Raw genomic sequence first — 15171 nt, 5'->3', positions numbered from 1 at the left:
TCATGGCCGGTCAGGTACAGGCGCTGCGGCGGCGCATCCGCACCGTCAAGTCGACCAAGAAGATCGCCAAGGCGCAGGAGCTGGTCGCCACCAGCCGGATCGCCAAGGCTCAGGAGCGGGTGAAAGCCTCCCGGCCGTACTCGGAGGCGATCGCCAAGGTTCTGAGCGCCCTGGCGTCCAACGCTTCGGTCGACAACCCGCTGCTGGTCGCGCGTGAGCGCGTCCAGCGGGCGGGTGTCCTGCTGATCACCAGTGACCGGGGCCTGGCCGGCGCCTACAACGCCAACGCCATCCGGACCTCCGAGCAGCTGATTTCCCGGCTGAAGTCGGAGGGCAAGGAAGTGGCGCTGTACGTGGTGGGCCGCAAGGGCGTCGGTTACTACAAGTTCCGTAACCGGGAGGTCGCCGCGAGCTGGACCGGCTTCTCCGAGCGCCCGACGTTCGAGGACGCGAAGCGCATCGGCGACGCGCTGATCGAGGCGTTCGCCGCCGGTTCGGAAACGGACGGCTCGTTCGGGCCGGAGAACATCGCGGGCGTGGACGAGCTGCACATCGTGAGCACCGAGTTCAAGTCCCTGATGACGCAGTCCGCCAACGCGCGGCCGCTCGCGCCGGTGCAGGTCGAGGCGCAGGAGGACGGCGACAAGTCCGAGCTGCGCCCGGCGTACGAGTTCGAGCCGGACGCCGACGAGTTGCTCGACGCGCTGCTGCCGAAGTACCTCAACACCCGTCTCTACACGGCGTTGCTGGACTCGGCGGCAAGTGAGTCGGCCTCGCGCCGGCGGGCGATGAAGAGTGCGTCGGACAACGCCGACGACCTGCTCAAGCGGTACACGCGCGAGATGAACTCCGCGCGGCAGGCTGCGATCACCCAGGAAATCAGTGAGATCGTCGGCGGCGCCAACGCGCTGGCCGCGGCGGGAAGTGATGTGTGATGACTGCTGTAGCTCAGCCCAAGACGGAGACCGCTGTCGGCCGCGTCGTCCGGGTCATCGGCCCGGTCGTCGACGTCGAGTTTCCCCGTGACGCCATGCCCGCGATCTTCAACGCGCTGCACGTTGAGGTCACCCTCTCCGGCGGCACCAAGACGCTGACCATGGAGGTCGCCCAGCACCTGGGTGACAACCTGCTCCGCACGATCTCGATGCAGCCGACCGACGGCCTGGTCCGCGGCGCCGAGGTCACCGACACCGGCGCGCCGATCTCGGTGCCCGTCGGCGACGTGACCAAGGGCCACGTGTTCAACGCCCTCGGCGAGGTGCTCAACGTCGACCCGTCGACGCTGGACATCCAGGAGCGCTGGTCGATCCACCGCAAGCCGCCGGCGTTCGCGGACCTCGAGCCGAAGACCGAGATGCTGGAGACCGGCATCAAGGTGCTCGACCTGCTCGCGCCGTACGTGCGTGGTGGCAAGATCGGCCTGTTCGGTGGCGCGGGCGTGGGCAAGACGGTGCTCATCCAGGAGATGATCATCCGGGTGGCCCGTAACTTCGGTGGTACCTCCGTGTTCGCCGGCGTCGGCGAGCGCACCCGTGAGGGCAACGACCTCATCCTGGAAATGGAAGAGGGCGGCGTTCTCGACAAGACCGCCCTGGTCTTCGGCCAGATGGACGAGCCGCCGGGCACCCGCCTCCGGGTCGCCCTGACCGCCCTGACCATGGCGGAGTACTTCCGGGACGTCCAGAACCAGGAGGTGCTGCTCTTCATCGACAACATCTTCCGGTTCACCCAGGCCGGTTCCGAGGTCTCCACCCTGCTCGGCCGTATGCCGTCCGCCGTGGGTTACCAGCCCACGCTGGCCGACGAGATGGGCGAGCTCCAGGAGCGGATCACCTCGGTCCGTGGCAAGGCGATCACCTCGCTGCAGGCGATCTACGTGCCCGCCGACGACTACACCGACCCGGCGCCGGCCACCACCTTCGCCCACCTGGACGCGACCACGAACCTCGAGCGGTCGATCTCCGACAAGGGCATCTACCCGGCCGTGGACCCGCTGGCCTCCAGCTCGCGGATCCTGGCACCGGAGTTCGTCGGCGCCGAGCACTACGCGGTCGCCCGTGAGGTCCAGCGGATCCTCCAGAAGTACAAGGACCTGCAGGACATCATCGCCATCCTCGGTATGGACGAGCTCTCCGAGGAGGACAAGGTCACGGTCGCCCGGGCCCGTCGTATCGAGCGGTTCCTGTCGCAGAACACCTACGCGGCGGAGCAGTTCACCGGCGTTCCCGGCTCGACGGTCCCGCTGAAGGAGACCATCGAGGCGTTCAAGAAGATCTCCGAGGGTGAGTACGACAACTTCCCGGAGCAGGCCTTCTTCATGTGCGGTGGTCTTGAGGACCTCGAGAAGAACGCGCACGAGCTGATGAAGGGCTGATCCAGCCCTCACATCGTGAGAGAGCCGTACCGGCGGATACTGCCGGTGCGGCTCTTTTTCGGTCCTGAAACGGACAAAAGGGACTGGTGAAGTCGTCCTCCCGTCTGGGTATGCTTGGCGCCGCATGGGCCTGACCTGCGATTACTCGTGGTCGATTGACGGGTCCGACAGGAATTGAGGATCGGGTGGGCAAGTCTGGAAAGCGCCGTGCGCCGTGGTGGGCGCGGCTCAGCGCCGTGTTCGGTGCGGTGCTGATGGTGACCAGTGGCGGCGTGCTCGTGACCGGTCGGACCCTGATCGCGAAATACACCGGTGCGATGGACTCGGGCAGCAGCATCCTCGGCGGCCCGGCGGCCGGCGCGACCAAGGCGGCCGCGGACATCAAGGGCCCGGTGAACATCCTGCTCGCCGGCATCGACCCGCGCGACACGAAGACGGCGCCGCTCTCGGACTCGATCATCGTGGCCCACGTGCCGGCCTCGATGGACCAGGTCTACCTCTTCTCCATCCCGCGCGACCTCTACGTGGAGATCCCGCCCTTCCCGGCGACCGGCTTCGGCGGCGGTAGCTCGAAGATCAACGCGGCGATGTCCTTCGGCAGCGCCGTCGGCGACGGCCGGCACGACGTGAAGCAGGGCTTCACGCTGCTCGCCAAGACGGTCAGCAACCTCACCGGCATCAGCGAGTTCGACTCCGGCGCGATCATCAACTTCGGCGGCTTCAAGAAGATCGTCGAGGCGATGGACGGCGTCACGATGACGATCGACCAGAACGTCAAGTCGGAGCACCTGCAGCCCGACGGCAAACCTCGCCCCAAACGGCCGGAGTGCGCCGACAACAGCTGCGACCACCCGTACGTCGGCCCGCAGAAGACCTACCGGAAGGGCACCTACCACCTTCAGGCGTGGGAGGCCCTCGACTACGTCCGCCAGCGCTACGGCCTGCCCGGCGGGGACTACGACCGTCAGCGGCACCAGCAGCAGTTCGTCAAGGCGATGGCCAAGCAGGCGATGAGCAAGGACGTGGTGTCCGACCCGGCCACGCTGCTGAAGGTCCTGGACGCCGCCGGTGACTCGCTCACCTTCTTCGGCGAGGGGCACAGCGTCCTCGACTGGGGTCTCGCGCTGCGCAACGTCAGCACCGACGACATGACCCTGATCAAGCTGCCCGGCGGGGCGCTGATGCAGGGCGGGAGGTATCAGGGCGAGCAACTCGCGCCGGGCACCGACGAGTTCTTCCAGGCGGTCCGGGAGGACCGGATCGCCGAATTCCTGCTCGACAATCCGGAGTATGTGAGCCGGAACGGCTGAGTCGGCACCCCGTACCACGGTGTGACGGGGCGCCGATTAGACTTCACCCGTTCGGTTCCGCAGCGTAAAGGGAGACAGCGTGGCCAACCAGCTGCACGTCGAAGTCGTCGCCGTCGAGGAGAAGGTCTGGTCCGGCGAGGCGGAGATGCTCGTGGCGCGGACGACCGAGGGTGAGATCGGCGTCCTCCCCGGCCACTCGCCGCTGCTCGGCTTGCTCAAGGAGCCCTCACAGGTCCGGGTCAAGCTCGCCGGTGGCGAGCAGCTGACCTACGACGTCGCGGGCGGCTTCCTCTCGATCGACGCGAACGGCGTCACGGTGCTCGCCGAGAGCGCCACGCCCGCCACGCCCGAGACCCACTGACACCGGCGATGCGGGTTCTGGAGATTGCCGGAATCTGCGTCGTCGCGCTGCTCGTACTTCTCTTCGCCGTCTTCTTCCGCCGCCGTCTGCTCAGGCAGGGCGGCGGAACCATTCGGGTCCAGGTCCGGATCAGCACGATGGTCCCCGGGCGCGGATGGTCGGCCGGCCTGGGTCAGTTCGTCGGCGACGAGCTCCGGTTCCACCGCATGTTCAGCCTGGCGATCCGCCCCAAGCGGGTGCTCGACCGGCGAACCCTCGCGGTGCGCGAGCGTCGTCTCCCGGCCGGTCCGGAGCGGCTCACCATGCCGGGGCACTGGGTGGTCCTGCGGTGCGAGACCGCCGGCGTCCAGCTCGAGATCGCCATGGCGGAGACCACCGTGACCGGGTTCCTCTCCTGGTTGGAGGCCGGTCCGCCGCGCGATCCGGGTGCGCTCGGCAGCCGGCCGGTGTTCGGCCCCCGGCCGACCGAGCCGCAGGCCTAGCCTGGGTCCCATGCGGATCCGAATCGTCGACGCCTTCACCGATCGGCCCTTCTCGGGCGCCCCTGCCGGGGTGGTCGTCCTCGAGGCCCGCGCCGAAGACGCCTTCCCCGAGAACGCCTGGATGCAGCGGGTCGCGGCGGAGGTCAACCACGCCGAGACGGCGTTCCTGCACCCCCTGCCGCCCGGCTCCGGCGCGGACTGGGCGCTCCGCTGGTTCACCCCCGCTGTCGAGGTCGCCCTGTGCGGGCACGCCACCCTCGCCGCCGCCCACGTCCTGCGGGCGGCGGGCCCGGTCCGGTTCACCACCCGCAGCGGCATCCTGACCGCGGCGCCCGGCCCGGACGGCATGCTCACGATGGACTTCCCGACCGCGCCGCTGACACCGGTCGAGGCCGATCCGGCGCTGGCCGCCGCGCTGGGCACCGAGATCCTGGCCGTGCACCACACCGGCCCGAACACCGACGACCTGCTCGTCGAGGTGGCCGACGAGAAGACGGTCCGCGCGATCGTCCCCGACCTGCGCGCGCTCGTCCCGCTCTCCCGGCGCGGCGTCATCGTCACAGCGGCCGCCGGCGAAGCCGCCTACGACTTCGTCTCCCGCTTCTTCGGCCCGGCCGTCGGTGTGGACGAGGACCCGGTCACCGGCAGCGCCCACACGGCTCTCACGCCCTACTGGGCCGCCCGGCTCGGCCGCGACGACATGACCGGGTATCAGGCGTCACCGCGCGGCGGCCTCGTCCGGGTGGCCCTGCGCGGCGACCGCACCGAGATCAGCGGCCACGCCGTCACCGTCATCGACGGCGAGCTGCACGCTTAGCGTCACGTCCGGGCGCCGCCGGGGACCCACTTGACGTCGCCGTCCGGGTTCGCCAGGCGGGACAGGATGAAGAGCAGGTCGGAGAGGCGGTTCAGGTACTTCGCGGGCAGGACACTCGTACGTGAGGGCTCCTGCTCGTAAAGGGCCCAGGCCGTCCGCTCCGCGCGTCGCGTCACGGTGCGCGCCACATGCAGCAGGGCCGCGCCGGGGGTGCCGCCCGGAAGAACGAAGCTGTCGAGCGGCGTAAGCCTGTCGTTGAACTCGTCGCACCAGCCCTCGAGCCGGGTGACGTACTCCTCGGTGACCCGCAGCGGCTCGTACGCCGGCGGCTCCTCGGACAGCGGATTGCCCAGGTCGGCGCCGAGGTCGAAGAGGTCGTTCTGGATCGTGGAGAGCACAGCCCGTACCTCCTCTGAAAGATCGCCCAGGGCGAGCGCCGCACCCAGCGCGGCGTTGCACTCGTCGGCGTCGGCATAGGCGGCGATGCGTGGCGCTGTCTTCGGCGCCACCTCGTTGTTGACCAAACGGGTCTGCCCGGCGTCGCCGGTACGGGTGTAGATGCGGGTGAGATGCACAGCCATGCGACCCACCCTACGGAGCGGAGGTGGGTGCGGGCCCATACCATGGCCCGCGTGGATGTGATCAGGGTGAAGGGCGGGGCCCGCCTCGTCGGCGACGTCGTGGTCGGTGGGGCGAAGAACTCGGCGCTCAAGCTCATGGCGGTCGCGCTGCTCGCCGAGGGCCGCAGCGTGGTGGCGAACGTGCCGCGCATCACCGACATCGCCATCATGGCCGAGGTGCTGCGCCGGCTCGGCTGCGACGTGAGCCTGTCCGGCAGCGAGGCCATCATCGACGTGCCCTCCGAGCCGGGGGCCGAGGCCGACTACGACCTGGTCCGGCGGCTGCGCGCGTCGATCTGCGTGCTCGGCCCGCTGCTGGCCCGGCGCGGTTACGTCCGGGTGGCGCTGCCGGGCGGCGACATGATCGGCTCCCGCGGCCTCGACATGCACGTCTCCGGCCTGGCCCGGATGGGTGCGGAGATCTCCAACGAGCACGGCTTCGTGATCGCCTCGGCGCCGGCCGGGCTTCGCGGCTCGAAGATCTGGCTGGACTTCCCGAGCGTCGGCGCCACCGAGAACCTGCTGATGGCAGCGGTGCTGGCCAAGGGGGTCACGGAGATCGACAACGCGGCCCGTGAGCCGGAGATCGTGGACATCTGCGAGATGCTCAACTCGATGGGAGCCCGGATCGAGGGCGCCGGCACGTCGACGCTGATCGTGGAGGGCGTCGACGGGCCGCTCAAGCCGGTCCGGCACACCACAGTCGGCGACCGGATCGTCGGCGGCACCTGGGCGTTCGGCGCGGCGATGACCCGTGGCGACGTGACCGTACGGGGTGTCCGGCCCGAATTCCTGGACATCGCCCTGGACAAGCTGGTGACCGCGGGTGCCGTGGTCGAGCCGGGCGACAACGAGTTCCGGGTGCGGATGGCCGACCGGCCCCGGCACGTCGACATCGTCACCCTGCCCTACCCGGGCTTCGCCACCGACCTGCTGCCGATGGCGCTCGGCCTGGCGGCGGTCGCCGAGGGCTCCTCGCTGATCACCGAGAACATCTTCGACGGCCGGTTCATGTTCGTGAACGAGATGGTCCGGCTGGGGGCCGACATCCGTACCGACGGGCACCACGCCGTGGTGAACGGGCAGGAGCGGCTCTCCGGCGCTCCAGTCCGCGCGACCGACATCCGGGCCGGTGCGGGCCTGGTGATCGCCGGACTCTGCGCCGACGGGATCACCGAGGTGGGTGAGGTGCACCACATCGACCGTGGCTATCCGGACTTCGTCGCCGACCTGGCGCGTCTCGGTGTGGACGTGGAGCGGACCGACGTGCCCGAGCCGACGTTCGACTTCTAGGCTCCGGGCGTCAACTGGACACCAGGCGTCTCGCCTCTTCCACCTCTTCGCAGAAGACGAGGACGCTCACCCGGCCGTCCCGCCGGATCGCCGTGGTGGCCCGGATGCCCGCGTCGCCGAGCAGCCGCCGGATCTCGTCGGCGACCTCGGTGTCGTCGGTGACCGCCGCCGGCCACAGCAGGCCGTAATCCTCCCGATCGCCGAAGATCGTGAGGCCGTCCGCATACCTGTCGCGCGCCGGTTCCCCGCCGGCCGGGCCGGTGGGTTGCAGGCCCATACGCCAGAACACCGCGCCCAGAAAGCCGACCAGTCCGACGGCGATCAACGGTCCGATGAGGTACCAGCCGTCGCTCGTGGCCATGCGCACAGTGTGGCACCGCTGTTCGCTGAATTCTCCGTATTTGCCCCGATCGAGAGCCGTGCTGAACCTCCGTTAAGTAGCGCCGTTAGACTGCTGACTCCTGAATGAAGGAGGGGAACATGGCGGGTCGTCTCGCGGTCATCGGTTCCGGATTGATGGGCTCCGGCATCGCCCAGGTCTCGGCGCAGGCCGGGTGGCAGGTCACCATGCGGGACGTCGACGACGCCTCGCTCAACCGCGGCATGTCCGCGATCAAGGACTCGCTGAGCCGCTTCGCCGCCAAGGGCAGGATCGCCGAGGCCGACGTCGACGCGGCCCTCGCCCGGATCACCCCCACCACCGATCTCGACGCGGCCGCCGACGCCGACATCGTGGTCGAGGCGATCTTCGAGAAGGTCGAGGCCAAGCACGAGGTCTTCCGCGCCCTGGACAAGATCTGCAAGCCGGGCGCGATCCTCGGCACCAACACCTCCGCCATCCCGATCACCCAGATCGCCACCGTGACCTCCCGACCGGAATCGGTCGTCGGCATCCACTTCTTCTCACCGGTGCCGATGATGAAGCTGGTCGAGCTGGTCCGCGGCTACCAGACCTCCGACGCCACTTTGGCGTCCGCGCGTAACTACGCCGAAGAGGTCGGCAAGACGTGCGTCGAGGTCAAGCGGGATGTCGCCGGCTTCGTCTCCAACCGCCTCTTCTCCGCGATCCTCGTCGAAGCGATCCAGCTGGTGGAGTCCGGTGTGGTCAGCGCCGCGGATCTGGACACGGTGATGAAGCTCGGTTTCGGTCACGCGATGGGGCCCCTGGCCACCGTCGATTTGACCGGGCTCGATGTGATGCTCAACGCGGCGAGCAACATCTATCGCGATACGGCCGATGAGAAGTTCTTCCCGCCGGAGCTTCTGCAGCGCATGGTCCAGGCCGGCGACCTCGGTCGCAAAACCGGCAAAGGGTTTTATTCGTACTGATCTGGGTGGGGCCGGTGCGGCTTTGCGCTGTGCCGGCTTCCTTCAACCGCAGACGTACGGTCAGCGCGGTCCCCAAACCCGGCAGTCCCGCTCTCCGCCTGCGGCGGCTGCCGTCCTCCGGCACGGCCTCAGCCGCCTCAGCGCTCCGCAGGGTCAGCCGCTCAGCGGGACGCCGCGAACGACAACGACAGCAGCGTTGCCGCCACCATCCCGCCGAGCAGCGTCAGCCCGATCCCGCCGATGTCCAGCCGCGCCTGCAACCGGCGATGCGCCAGCAACGCCGCCACCGGCACCCCGGCCGACGGCGCCACCAGGAACGTCAGCCACCCCACTCCCCGGATGACCACACCGCCCCACACTCCCGTACCCCCGAATGTCACCAGGCCCGCGGCGATCAAACCGGTGAGCGCCGCACCCACCGCGCCCACCAGCGGCAGCAGCGGAAGTGCCCACCGTGACAGCGACCGCCGTCCCGCCGGGCGCACCGTCACGTCGATCCGGTCCGCCGCACGCGACAGCAGGGTCCGTGGCGACTGCCGGCCCGGCGCCGGCTCGTCCTCCGTCGACGGCCGCCGCTGCAACGCGACCCGGGGCAGTGCCTCGACAGGTGCCGGCTCCGGCAGCTCGCCGAGCGCCCGTACCCGCATGCCGCGCGCCCGGCGCAGCTGGTCCCAGAGGCGGGCAGCCTCACGGTCCACGTCCAGCACCTGCGCGGCCGCCGCACCCGCCCAGCGGTCCGCCGCGATGGCATCGCTCTCGGCGCGGGCCAGCTCGCCGGCCGCTCGCGCGGCACTGTCCTGGTACGCCTGCTCCGCGTTGTCCAGTTCGGCGTCGCGGCGACGGGTCACGTCCGCGAGGGCGCTCACCATCAGCTGGTAGTCGCGGCCGAGGGGCTGCCGGTCACGTGTGGTCACTGTTCACCTCGTACGGGATGATCACTTCGGGTGTGCGGTGCACGGATCGGTCGAAGAACAGCGCCCGCCGGGCCCGCGGATACCAGACCGGCCCGCCGGGCTGCGGATGGAGCGGTGCCAGATCGGCACCCTGGACGTCGAGTGCCACCCAGGCACCGATCGTGTCGAAGCGGGCGCCCACCCCGCCGAGGTCGTCGCGGAGCCGGGCCACCGATCGCCACCAGCCCAGCACGTGCGTGCGCCGCTCCGGCCCTTCGGCGAGCAGCGTCCGCAGCGCGGTCCGGTGTTCGATGCCGGCGGCGTCGAGGGCATAGCCGAGCACGTAGTGCGGGACGTCCGTGCCGGGCAGGTCGAAGTGGACGTCGGACGCGTCGTACCAGTCGGCGCTCGGCAGTTCGGCGACCAGCCGGGCCGCGCCGCGTTCCGCCTCCGGCGCCAGGCAGACGACGCTGAAGTGGGCGGGACCCTGCGCGGCGAGGGAGAGTGCGGCGGCGGCGAGGACATCACAGGCTTCTTCGGTACGGGTACCGAGCACCGCCAGGTTCCGGCCCGGCATCCGCCCGAGCCGCAGCCGCGCCGGTTGCGCCGCCACGTCGATCCGTTCCCCCAGAACTGCTCCCGGCGACGATCCGACCGGGGTGTCCGCCGTCGGCACCCGCCCCGACGGCCGGTAGACGCCCGGCAGCCGGGGTACCGCGTCGCCGTCGAAGAGCCGCGGTTCCTCGCAGCCGGCCGGCCGGGTTCGCCAGAGCCTGCGCTGCAGGGTCCGCCACGCGCTGCGGTCGCCGGCGTCCGGCAGCCGGACGACCCGGTTGGCCCCGGCCACCCCCGACTCGGTGTTGACCACCGCGTGGAACCGGGGGATGACCGCCGCAGCCAGGTTGTCGTCGGCGAGGATCCGGCGGGCCTTGGGCAGCGCGATCCGGAGCGTGAACTGGCCCATCAGCCCGGGGCGGCCCCACAGCGCCTGGATGCCGCTCACCTCCTGCGAGGCGAGGATCAGGTGGATGCCCTGCGAGCGCCCGCGCCGGGCCAGGTCCTCCAGCAGCGCGACCGCCTCGTCGGCGACCGCGTCCCGGCCGTCGAGCAGCACCTGGAACTCGTCGATCACGGCGACGATCCGTGGCCAGTGCCCGTCCGGGTCCTCGGCACGCAGTTCGGCCAGCTTCCCGGCGTCGCACCGTTTCGCGGCCTGTGCCCGGGTGCGCAACTCCTCACCGAGGTGCCGGAGCATGGCGAGGCCGAACTCCCGGTCGCCGTTGACGTTGATGCCGGCGAGGCGTACCTGTGGCAACCAGCTGGGGTCGCGCGGGCCCGGGGCGTAGCGGGCGAAGGACACGCCCTCCTTGAAGTCGAGCAGGTAGAGGGCGAGTTCCTCGGGTCCGTACCGGGTGGCGAGCGAGCCGAGCCACGCGTAGATCAGGTTGGTCTTGCCGGAGCCGGACGGCCCGCCGATCAGCGCGTGCGGCGGGTCGTCGCCGAGCGGCACCTCGATCAGGGTGCCGTCGGTGCTGTCCCCGATCGGAGCGACGAGGCCGTGCCGGGAAGACTCGGTCCAGTACTTGGCCGGCTCCAGGTCGGCCAGCCGGGCCGGTGCCCGGGCGGTCCGCATCCGGTCGGCGGTGCTCTGGCAGAACGCCGCGATCCGCTCGGCGGGGGGCGGCGGGTCGAGCCGGATCGGGAGCTTGCCGAACGAGGTGCAGGTGGCGGCGCCCCGGTCCCGGACCGTGATCCGCTCCACCGTCGGGTCGTCCTCCACCTCGAGCCCGCGGATCACCAGGTGCACCCCGCAGGACACCCCGGTACGCACGACCCGGTTGAGCTGGGCCCGCTGCGCACCGGTGAGCTCGGCGGCGGTGGCCCGGTCGGCGAGCAGCACCACCAGCTTCCACGGTTCCGGCCGCGGTCCCGGTGTCGCGGCGACCAGGTCGGCGAGGCAGCTGTGCCGTCCGGCCAGGACCGTCTCGTTCACCCGGCAGATGTGCTCGACGAGCTCGTCCAGCAGGGAACCGAGCCCGCCGGGCCCCACGAACGACGGGCCCATGGGTACGAACGGTGCGAGCGTCCCGCCGAGGTGCTCGGGGTCGTAGATGGTGAGGTGGACGTCGCCGGGGCACGTACTGCCGAGGACCCGCAGCAGCACACCGGTGATCACTTCGTCCAGTGCCGCCGTTGGCCCGTCCAGGTGCAGGTGGGCCGCGTCGAGCAGGGGGATCAGGCCGGGCAGCGCGGTGCGCTCGTCGAACGTGATGCCGCCGATCCGCAGCAGCCCGGGCCGGTCGCCGGGTTCCGGTTCGCTCGGTGCCCAGAGCCGCCACGGCGCTCCGGCCGCCCCTCCGGCGCTGACCGTGGCCAGGCCGCGCAGGTGGCTGGAGAGCCGGCCCGCCTCGCCCCGGAACCGCCGCTCGATGTCGTCGCGGGCGGCCTCTCTGGCTGCCGACAGTTGGCTGAGGCACATGGCGTACGCGTCACGCACCAGCCGCCGCCGGTGCTCCGCCTCACCACGCGCGGTCTCGGCGGCGGCCAGGACCGCCCGAGCAGTCCCGCGTGCCTCGGCGAGTTCCTGCCGGACCGCGGCGACCAGCGCGTTGCGGTGACTGCCCATGGTGGGCGATTTTAACCATTTCCGACCCGTTTGGGCCTTTAGCCCTTGCGTGTCGTGATCTCATCCGCCGGGCTCCGCTGGCTCTGGCGTGTGGTGATCTCGTCCGCCGGGCTCCGCTAGCTCTGGCGTGTTGTGATCTCGTCCGTAGGGGTCCGCGGTGCTGGCGCGACACGATGGCGTCCACCCACCTCCGTCCAGAGTGCCTCGGCCACGATCATCGCCGCCTCCCGCTGCCACTGCCGGTTCACGTCACGCGGCACGTACCGCCGGAACCAGTCGACCGCCTGCCGCGCCTCCCGGCTCATCCCGTCGCTCCGCGGCCGCCGCACGTACGGATTGAGGCCCAGCACGCAGCAGAACTGCAGCACGTTGTAGTACCGCCAGTCGTCGGAGGTGTCGAACTGGCCCGGCGGCCGCAGCGCCGAGACGTTCTCCCGCAACACCGCCCGCAACTCCCGGGCCCGGGCCCGCGGCTGATCCTCACGTCCCGCCAGCCGCCGCTCCACCATGGGCAGATCGGTCAGCGGGCTGCGTGCCAGCCGGTCCAGATCACCGAAGTCGTTGAGCGCCCGCCGGGTCAGCCGCAGGAACTCCGGCTCGCCGATCGTGCTGAGCCGCCTCGGCTCCCGCCGCCGCAACAGCGCGTCCGCGTTCAGGAACAGCGAATCGCGGTCGGAGCGCAGCGGAGCATCGTCGTACAGCGCCACCCGGTCCAGCAGGCGGCGTACCTGACCGCCCAGCCCGGCCAGCGCCGCCGCGACCGCAACGATCCCGAACTGCAGAGCCGCCACCACATCGTGACCGGAAACAATCATCAAGGTCGCCGCCGCCGGCACGCCCGTGAGCAGCAGAGCGGTGATCCCCGCGGCCAGCGAGCGGCGCAGGTCCGGGCGCAGCCGCTCACCCGCCTCCGTGGCGTGCGCCACCGCCATCAGATAGCCGACCACCAGCAGATCCACGCCGATCGCGCCGATCAGCGCCGCGCCGCCGCCCACGTCGGCCGGGGACAGCAGCAGGGCCAGGCCGGCCGCGTACAGCACCGCCATCAAGGTCAGCGCGGCCGGAAGCATCCGCGGTGTCACCTGCGACCGCAGGCGCCACAGCAGCGTCAACCCGCCGATCAGCGGGCTCAGCGCGACCAGCCGGCCGAGACCGGGCAGGGCGATCACCATCACCAGGAAGAGCAGGCCCAGCACCAGGGCGCCGCGGTCCACCGGGCGCCGTTCCCGCGGCGTCAGCGGCAGCAACGCGACCACCGCACCGGCGAAACCGAGGGCCGGCAGGCAGAGCAGGACCTCGGCGGCCATGCCACCCGGGGCGAGGGTCCAGGCGGCGACACCGATCGCGTACGACCCGAGTGCGGCCGCCGGCCACCGGAGCACCCACCGCCGTGGATCACGCCCGATCAGGTAACAGGCCAGCCACCAGGCGAGGGCAAAAGCGGGTACGGCGACAGCGGGCACCGGAAGAGTCAACCAAACAACTGGCGGGTCTCGACACCGGAGATCCGCTCGCGCTTGCGCCGCCGCCGGCGCCGCAGCACCCAGAACGCGGCCCACAGCATGATGACCAGGCCGAACAGCACCAGGATCGGCAGCAGGATCGCCAGAACCGACATCACCACACTGCCGAAATCCTCAGCCGTGCTGGCGACCGGAGCGCCGAAACCGGCAGTGGTGGCGTTCACCACCGGCCGGGAGGCGGCCTTCACGCCGTGCACACCCAGCGCGATGAGCCCGCCGGCGAGGATCGGCACCCACTGGTGCGAGGTGAAGAACGAACCCGGGTCGGCGACGGTCACCGTCTCCGAGGCGGAACCGGCACCGAACGCGAGACCACCGGCGGTCGGCCGGACGAAGGTCTGCACGATGTCGTTCATGTGATCCACGATCGGCACCTTGTCCGCGACCACCTCGATCGAGAGCAGCAGACCGAGAATGACCAGTGTCCAGCCGTTCTCCAACCAGGCCGAGCCGGCCGGAAGGTTGATCGCCTCGGTGTAGCGGGCCAGCAGACCCATCGTGAGCAGCGGGATGTAGGCATTCAGGCCGGCTGATGCGGCCAGGCCGGTACCGGTCAATACTTCGAACACGAATCCAGCATGGCACCGGCACGCGAACGCCGCCCGTCAGCAGTCGGGTAGTGTCGCCCGGTGCGCCTGGTCATCGCGAAGTGCTCCGTGGACTATGTCGGCCGTCTCTCCGCCCACCTGCCCCCGGCAGTTCGGCTGCTGATGGTCAAAGCCGACGGTTCGGTGTCGATCCACGCCGACGACCGTGCCTACAAGCCGCTGAACTGGATGAGCCCGCCCTGCAAGCTGCAGGAGGCGCCGGGCGTCTGGAAAGTGGTGAACAAGGCGGGCGAGGAGTTGCGGATCACGCTCGAGGAGATCTTCCAGGACTACTCGTACGACCTCGGGGTGGACCCAGGCCTGCAGAAAGACGGTGTGGAGGCACACCTGCAGGAGCTGCTGGCGGCGCACCCGGAGACGTTCGGTGAAGGATGGACACTCGTCCGCCGCGAGTTCATGACGGCGATCGGGCCCGTCGACCTCCTGTGCAAGGACGCCACCGGCGGCTCGGTCGCCGTCGAGATCAAACGCCGAGGCGAGATCGACGGCGTCGAGCAGCTCACCCGGTACCTCGAACTGATGAACCGCGACCCGCTCCTCTCCCCGGTCAAGGGCGTGTTCGCGGCCCAGGAGATCAAACCCCAGGCCCGCGTCCTCGCCACCGACCGCGGCATCCGCTGCGTCGTGATCGACTACGACAAACTCCGCGGCATGGAACGCAACGAACTAACCCTCTTCTAACCCGCCCTCTCCTCCCGCCGCGCCCTCTCCTCCCGCCGCGCCCTCCCGCCCGTGCGCCCTCCCCGCGCCCGTGCGTCCTCCCCGCTCGTGCGCCCTCCCCGCTCGCGCCCACCCTCCCGTGGCCCCCACCTGCGGTTTCTCTCACCCTCGCGGCCGGAACGGTTTGGGGGCAGGGATGGGTTCTGGCCCACTTTCCGTGATTGGAGTGGGCCGAGGGCTGAGTTCACCATCCACTGTGTAGCTTCTCCGTGCTG

The 15171-nt window shown here is 70.4% G+C and carries 15 protein-coding genes; 9 read left to right on the top strand and 6 right to left on the bottom strand.

Annotated features, from left to right (window positions below; all coding sequences use genetic code 11):
- Positions 1-2 precede the first annotated feature (2 nt).
- The 6 genes from ACFQV6_RS03220 (at position 3) to ACFQV6_RS03195 (ending at position 5344) form a co-directional block, all read left to right on the top strand.
- The gene (locus tag ACFQV6_RS03220) at positions 3-935 is read left to right on the top strand and encodes a F0F1 ATP synthase subunit gamma (RefSeq protein ID WP_378025789.1); all 933 of its coding nucleotides are present in this window, start codon (positions 3-5) and stop codon (positions 933-935) included.
- Entirely contained in the window at positions 935-2374 is a 1440-nt protein-coding gene (gene atpD / locus ACFQV6_RS03215; RefSeq protein WP_378025788.1) for a F0F1 ATP synthase subunit beta, read from the top strand. The genes ACFQV6_RS03220 and atpD overlap by 1 nt, the downstream gene beginning before the upstream one ends.
- 185 nt (positions 2375-2559) lie before the next feature.
- Positions 2560-3684, top strand: coding sequence for an LCP family protein (locus ACFQV6_RS03210; RefSeq protein WP_378025787.1), 1125 nt, complete (start codon positions 2560-2562; stop codon positions 3682-3684).
- Positions 3685-3763: 79 nt separating this feature from the next.
- Entirely contained in the window at positions 3764-4045 is a 282-nt protein-coding gene (locus tag ACFQV6_RS03205; protein WP_378025786.1) for a F0F1 ATP synthase subunit epsilon, read from the top strand.
- A gap of 8 nt (positions 4046-4053) precedes the next feature.
- The gene (locus ACFQV6_RS03200) at positions 4054-4527 is read left to right on the top strand and encodes a DUF2550 domain-containing protein (protein WP_378025785.1); all 474 of its coding nucleotides are present in this window, start codon (positions 4054-4056) and stop codon (positions 4525-4527) included.
- 10 nt (positions 4528-4537) lie between these two features.
- Positions 4538-5344: a PhzF family phenazine biosynthesis protein gene (locus ACFQV6_RS03195; RefSeq protein ID WP_378025784.1), complete on the top strand. Its 807-nt coding sequence runs from the start codon at positions 4538-4540 to the stop codon at positions 5342-5344.
- Positions 5345-5346: 2 nt separating this feature from the next.
- On the opposite strand, the gene ACFQV6_RS03190 is transcribed toward ACFQV6_RS03195, so the two are convergent.
- Positions 5347-5925, bottom strand: coding sequence for a cob(I)yrinic acid a,c-diamide adenosyltransferase (locus tag ACFQV6_RS03190; protein WP_378025783.1), 579 nt, complete (start codon positions 5923-5925; stop codon positions 5347-5349).
- A 42-nt stretch (positions 5926-5967) separates the two neighbouring features.
- Between ACFQV6_RS03190 and murA the strand changes: the two genes are divergently transcribed.
- Entirely contained in the window at positions 5968-7257 is a 1290-nt protein-coding gene (gene murA / locus ACFQV6_RS03185; RefSeq protein ID WP_378025782.1) for a UDP-N-acetylglucosamine 1-carboxyvinyltransferase, read from the top strand.
- A gap of 10 nt (positions 7258-7267) precedes the next feature.
- Here the strand turns inward: murA and ACFQV6_RS03180 are convergent, their stop codons facing one another.
- A complete protein-coding gene (locus tag ACFQV6_RS03180; RefSeq protein WP_378025781.1) occupies positions 7268-7618 on the bottom strand; it encodes a hypothetical protein in 351 nt (116 codons plus the stop codon).
- Between the two features lie 119 nt (positions 7619-7737).
- Here ACFQV6_RS03180 and ACFQV6_RS03175 point away from each other — a divergent pair, with 119 nt between their 5' ends.
- Positions 7738-8586, top strand: coding sequence for a 3-hydroxyacyl-CoA dehydrogenase family protein (locus tag ACFQV6_RS03175; protein ID WP_378025780.1), 849 nt, complete (start codon positions 7738-7740; stop codon positions 8584-8586).
- 161 nt (positions 8587-8747) lie between these two features.
- On the opposite strand, the gene ACFQV6_RS03170 is transcribed toward ACFQV6_RS03175, so the two are convergent.
- The 4 genes from ACFQV6_RS03170 to ACFQV6_RS03155 form a co-directional block, all read right to left on the bottom strand.
- On the bottom strand, positions 8748-9500 hold the full coding sequence (locus ACFQV6_RS03170) for a hypothetical protein (protein ID WP_378025779.1): 753 nt from the start codon (positions 9498-9500) through the stop codon (positions 8748-8750).
- Positions 9487-12105 carry an FtsK/SpoIIIE domain-containing protein gene (locus tag ACFQV6_RS03165; protein WP_378025778.1) on the bottom strand — a complete coding sequence of 873 codons (2619 nt, stop codon included), beginning with the start codon at positions 12103-12105 and terminating at the stop codon, positions 9487-9489. The genes ACFQV6_RS03170 and ACFQV6_RS03165 overlap by 14 nt, the downstream gene beginning before the upstream one ends.
- Before the next feature lie 116 nt (positions 12106-12221).
- Positions 12222-13568 carry a hypothetical protein gene (locus ACFQV6_RS03160; RefSeq protein WP_378025777.1) on the bottom strand — a complete coding sequence of 449 codons (1347 nt, stop codon included), beginning with the start codon at positions 13566-13568 and terminating at the stop codon, positions 12222-12224.
- Between the two features lie 8 nt (positions 13569-13576).
- Positions 13577-14197 carry a DUF4126 domain-containing protein gene (locus ACFQV6_RS03155; RefSeq protein WP_378025776.1) on the bottom strand — a complete coding sequence of 207 codons (621 nt, stop codon included), beginning with the start codon at positions 14195-14197 and terminating at the stop codon, positions 13577-13579.
- 60 nt (positions 14198-14257) lie between these two features.
- Between ACFQV6_RS03155 and nucS the strand changes: the two genes are divergently transcribed.
- A complete protein-coding gene (nucS, locus tag ACFQV6_RS03150; RefSeq protein ID WP_378025775.1) occupies positions 14258-14917 on the top strand; it encodes an endonuclease NucS in 660 nt (219 codons plus the stop codon).
- Positions 14918-15171: the final 254 nt, after the last annotated feature.

The sequence above is a fragment of the Actinoplanes sp. GCM10030250 genome (assembly GCF_042666575.1).
Lineage (GTDB): Bacteria > Actinomycetota > Actinomycetes > Mycobacteriales > Micromonosporaceae > Actinoplanes.
This window is presented reverse-complemented; position numbering and strand designations above follow the sequence as displayed.